This window comes from Sulfuricurvum sp. (genome assembly GCF_023229695.1).
Taxonomy (GTDB): domain Bacteria; phylum Campylobacterota; class Campylobacteria; order Campylobacterales; family Sulfurimonadaceae; genus Sulfuricurvum.
In genome coordinates this window covers 1-3,881 of record NZ_JALNYS010000034.1, presented here as the reverse complement: position 1 = coordinate 3,881, position 3,881 = coordinate 1, and the positions used below count along the sequence as shown (strand labels likewise).

At 44.2% G+C, this 3,881-nt stretch carries 3 protein-coding genes and 1 pseudogene; all 4 read left to right on the top strand.

The features are described 5' to 3' along the window. Positions 1–5 precede the first annotated feature (5 nt). Complete coding sequence (locus tag M0P91_RS14945; protein WP_295069257.1) at positions 6–713, top strand: phosphoadenylyl-sulfate reductase; 708 nt, start codon at positions 6–8, stop codon at positions 711–713. A gap of 123 nt (positions 714–836) precedes the next feature. Beyond that, positions 837–1,745 (top strand): sulfate adenylyltransferase subunit CysD, encoded by a 909-nt coding sequence (gene cysD / locus M0P91_RS14940; RefSeq protein WP_295069254.1) that lies wholly within the window; start codon positions 837–839, stop codon positions 1,743–1,745. After that, positions 1,745–3,151 (top strand): annotated as a pseudogene (cysN, locus tag M0P91_RS14935) (sulfate adenylyltransferase subunit CysN). Before cysD ends, cysN begins: the two are co-directional and overlap by 1 nt. Before the next feature lie 10 nt (positions 3,152–3,161). Next, positions 3,162–3,881 (top strand): nitrite/sulfite reductase (locus tag M0P91_RS14930; protein ID WP_295069251.1); only part of this gene is annotated, 720 nt, incomplete at its 3' end.

The following is a 3,881-nucleotide window of genomic DNA, read 5'->3' as shown; positions in this document are numbered from 1 at the left end:
TAACGATGAAAAATACGATTGATTTATTGAACAAAAAGTTTGAAAATGAACCGATTGAGAAAATATTGGAATATTTTGCCCAAACCTATAAAGAGAAGATTGCCTTAGCTACGAGCTTTGGAGCGGAAGATCAAGTCTTGACTGATTTGCTGCTAAGACAAAATCCTAAGGGTAAAATATTTACCCTTGATACGGGGCGATTGGCAGAAGAGACGTATACCGTTATGGATCAGACAAATAAAAAATATGGCATCAAGATTGATGTTTATTTTCCCAATACTGCGGATATTGAAGTTCTTTATCAGCGTCAAGGGATCAACGGATTTCGTGAGAGTATCGAAAATCGAAAAATGTGCTGCCATGTTCGTAAAATCGCTCCGCTGCAAAGGGCATTAAAAGGATTGGATGTCTGGATAACCGGACTGCGACGTGCTCAATCACCGACGCGAGATACGATGCGACTGGTCGAGTGGGATAAAGCAAACGGATTGATCAAACTTAATTTATTGATCGAGTGGAGTGAAGAAGACGTTTGGAACTGTATCAAAGAAAATAAGCTCCCTTATAACGCATTGCATGATCTTGGGTATCCGAGTATCGGATGTGCTCCGTGTACGCGCGCAGTAAAAGAGGGAGAAGATATACGTGCCGGGCGATGGTGGTGGGAAAACCCTGAACATAAAGAGTGCGGATTGCACCTAAACGGAGGCTGATTATGACTGTTTTATTGGCGATTTTGCGTCAAATATGCGGAGACGACTGTGCGTCGCAACGCGAGGACTTGGCCGACTGGGCCTTATTTGTATGAATTTTAATGAAATTGTAAAGGATGTAATATGACTGAAGAACAACTGACCCATCTTAAAGTATTGGAAGCGGAATCGATCCATATTATGCGTGAAGTCATTGCTGAATTTGAAAATCCGGCGATGCTTTATTCTATCGGGAAAGACTCCTCTGTGATGCTTCATTTGGCATTGAAGGCATTTTATCCTTCAAAGTTACCGTTTCCACTTTTGCACGTTGATACGACGTGGAAATTTAAAGAGATGATCGAGTTTCGTGATCGACGTATCGAAGAACTTGGATTAACGCTGTTGACGCATGTGAATCCTGAGGGAGTTGCAAAAGGGGTTACCCCGTTTACACACGGGAGTTCTGTTTACACGGATATCATGAAAACAGAGGGGCTTAAACAGGCGTTGAACGAGCATAAATTTGATGCTGTTTTCGGTGGAGCGCGACGGGATGAAGAAAAAAGCCGTGCCAAAGAGCGGATTTACTCGTTCCGTGACAAAAACCATCGTTGGGATCCTAAGAAACAGCGTCCTGAATTGTGGAATATTTACAATGGGCGCATTCATAAAGGGGAAAGTATACGGGTGTTTCCGTTGTCCAATTGGACAGAGCTTGATATTTGGCAATACATTTATCTCGAAGGGATCCCTCTTGTTCCTCTTTATTTTGCCGCGCCCAGACCTGTGGTCGAACGTGACGGGGTTAAAATAATGGTCGATGACGAACGGTTTCCTCTGGAAGAGGGAGAAATCCCTGTTATCGAGAATGTCCGTTTTCGAACGCTGGGCTGTTATCCGTTGACGGGTGCGGTTGCAAGTGATGCGGTGACACTTCCTGATATTATTCAGGAAATGTTGCTGACTAAAACGAGCGAGAGACAAGGTCGTTTGATCGATGCCGATCAGGCAGGCTCCATGGAGAAGAAAAAAATTGAAGGATATTTTTAATGGCACATCAATCGGATTTGATAGCTTCAAATATTCAAAGCTATCTGCATGAACAAGAACATAAAGAGCTGTTGCGTTTTATAACGTGCGGCAGTGTCGATGACGGCAAAAGTACGTTAATCGGAAGACTTTTGCACGATTCCAAAATGATTTTTGAGGATCAGCTCGAAAGTATTAAAAATGACAGTAAAAAATCGGGGACGACAGGGGATAGAATCGATCTGGCACTCCTTGTGGATGGTCTTCAAAGTGAACGGGAACAGGGGATTACGATCGATGTAGCGTATCGCTATTTTTCGACCGATAAACGCAAATTTATTATTGCGGATACCCCTGGGCATGAGCAATATACGCGCAACATGGCTACGGGTGCATCGACGGCAGATTTGGCGATTATCTTGATTGATGCTCGATACGGGATTGTGACGCAGACGCGCCGCCACTCGTTTATTGTTCGTCTTTTAGGGATTCGCAATGTCGTTGTTGCGATTAACAAAATGGATCTCTTGAAATATGACCGGGATGTGTTTGAAAAAATTGATACTGAGTATCGTGCATTTGCAAAAGAACTTGGGATAGAGAAAATTTATTCAGTACCGATGTCTGCGCTGGAGGGGGATAACGTTGTTACCCGCAGTGTTCATACTCCATGGTATTAGGGTAAGACATTGATAGAGCATCTCGAAGAGGTACCTCTGTCTGCGCCATCGCCGGATGCACCGTTTCGAATGGCGATCCAGTATGTTAACCGTCCCAATCTCGATTTTCGAGGATTTGCCGGGACGATTGCTTCGGGAAGTATCAGTGTTGGTGAGAGTATAACGGTATTGCCATCGGGGAAAAATGCTACGGTCAAAGCGATTGTGACGTATGATGGAGATTTAGAATCAGCATCTACCGCGCAAGCGATAACGTTGACACTGAATGAAGAGATCGATATCAGCCGTGGAAATATAATCATCAAAACGGGTGCACCCATCAGTGTATCGGATGCGATTACGGCAAATTTGGTTTGGATGGATGAAGAGCCCTTTATTGTAGGGAAAAGCTATTTGTTTAAAAGAGCGTCAACAGTTACCTCTGCTGTAGTAGAGGGGATTGATTATCGTGTTGATGTCAATACGCAGGTCCATCATGAAGCTCATGAATTGGGACTCAATGACATTGGTTCAGTTCGTTTAGTGTTGGGCTCATCTTTGGTCTTTGATACGTATGAAGAAAATCGTCAAACGGGAGGATTTATCCTGATTGACAAAATTACCAACAACACAGTTGCTGCGGGAATGATTACCGGCAGTACACAAAAAGAGGCTAAAAAAGTAGGTGGAGCGTCCGAGTTCGAGGTAGAATTCAACGCCCTTGTTCGACGTCATTTCCCTCATTGGAATGCCGAAATAGTTACATAAGGAGTAACGAATGGCTTCAGAAACAAAAGCCCAGCGTGTTGAGCGAATCAAAAGTGAAAAAGACGGATTGGATGTTTTAGACGATATTGCCCGCTATGCGATAAGCGGGGAGGAAATCGACCCCGAAGATATCGACCGTTTTAAATGGTATGGTTTGTATACGCAAAATAAAAATCTTCAAGGTCCTGAAGATGAGACTCTCTATTTTATGCTTCGTATTAAAGTAGAGGGGGGCTATCTCAATCGCGAGCAGTTAGCAGAGATCGGGAAAATATCCAAAGAGTTGGCACGGGATACGGCGGATTTGACAACACGCCAAGACATCCAATTTCACTGGATTAAAGTGACGGATCTTCCGCAAATTTTCGCCCGATTGGCTGCCGTTGGACTTAGTACCATCGAGGCCGCGGGAGATTGTCCGCGTAATATCGTCTGCTGTCCGGTAAACGGTATCGATAAAGACCAAGTCGATGATGTCCGTGATCTGGTCGATGCATTGAATGATTTGTACCGAGAGAATAGGGCGTTTTCCAATCTTCCTCGAAAGTTCAAGGTTGGGGTGAGCGGGTGCAGCAAGCATTGTCTTTCACATGAAGTTCAGGATTTGACCTTTACGGCGGCTAAACGTCAAAATGGCGGGATAGAGTTTAGTGTCAGCGTTGGAGGCGGGCAGGCGAGCAATCGTCGTATCGCAGATCATATCGGATATATTCAGCGTAAAGACGTGGTT

Bases quoted from the DNA above. Each gene is read 5' to 3' on its own strand.
- M0P91_RS14945 (WP_295069257.1), top strand. From the start codon at position 6: ATGAAAAATACGATTGATTTATTGAACAAAAAGTTTGAAAATGAACCG.
- cysD (WP_295069254.1), top strand. From the start codon at position 837: ATGACTGAAGAACAACTGACCCATCTTAAAGTATTGGAAGCGGAATCG.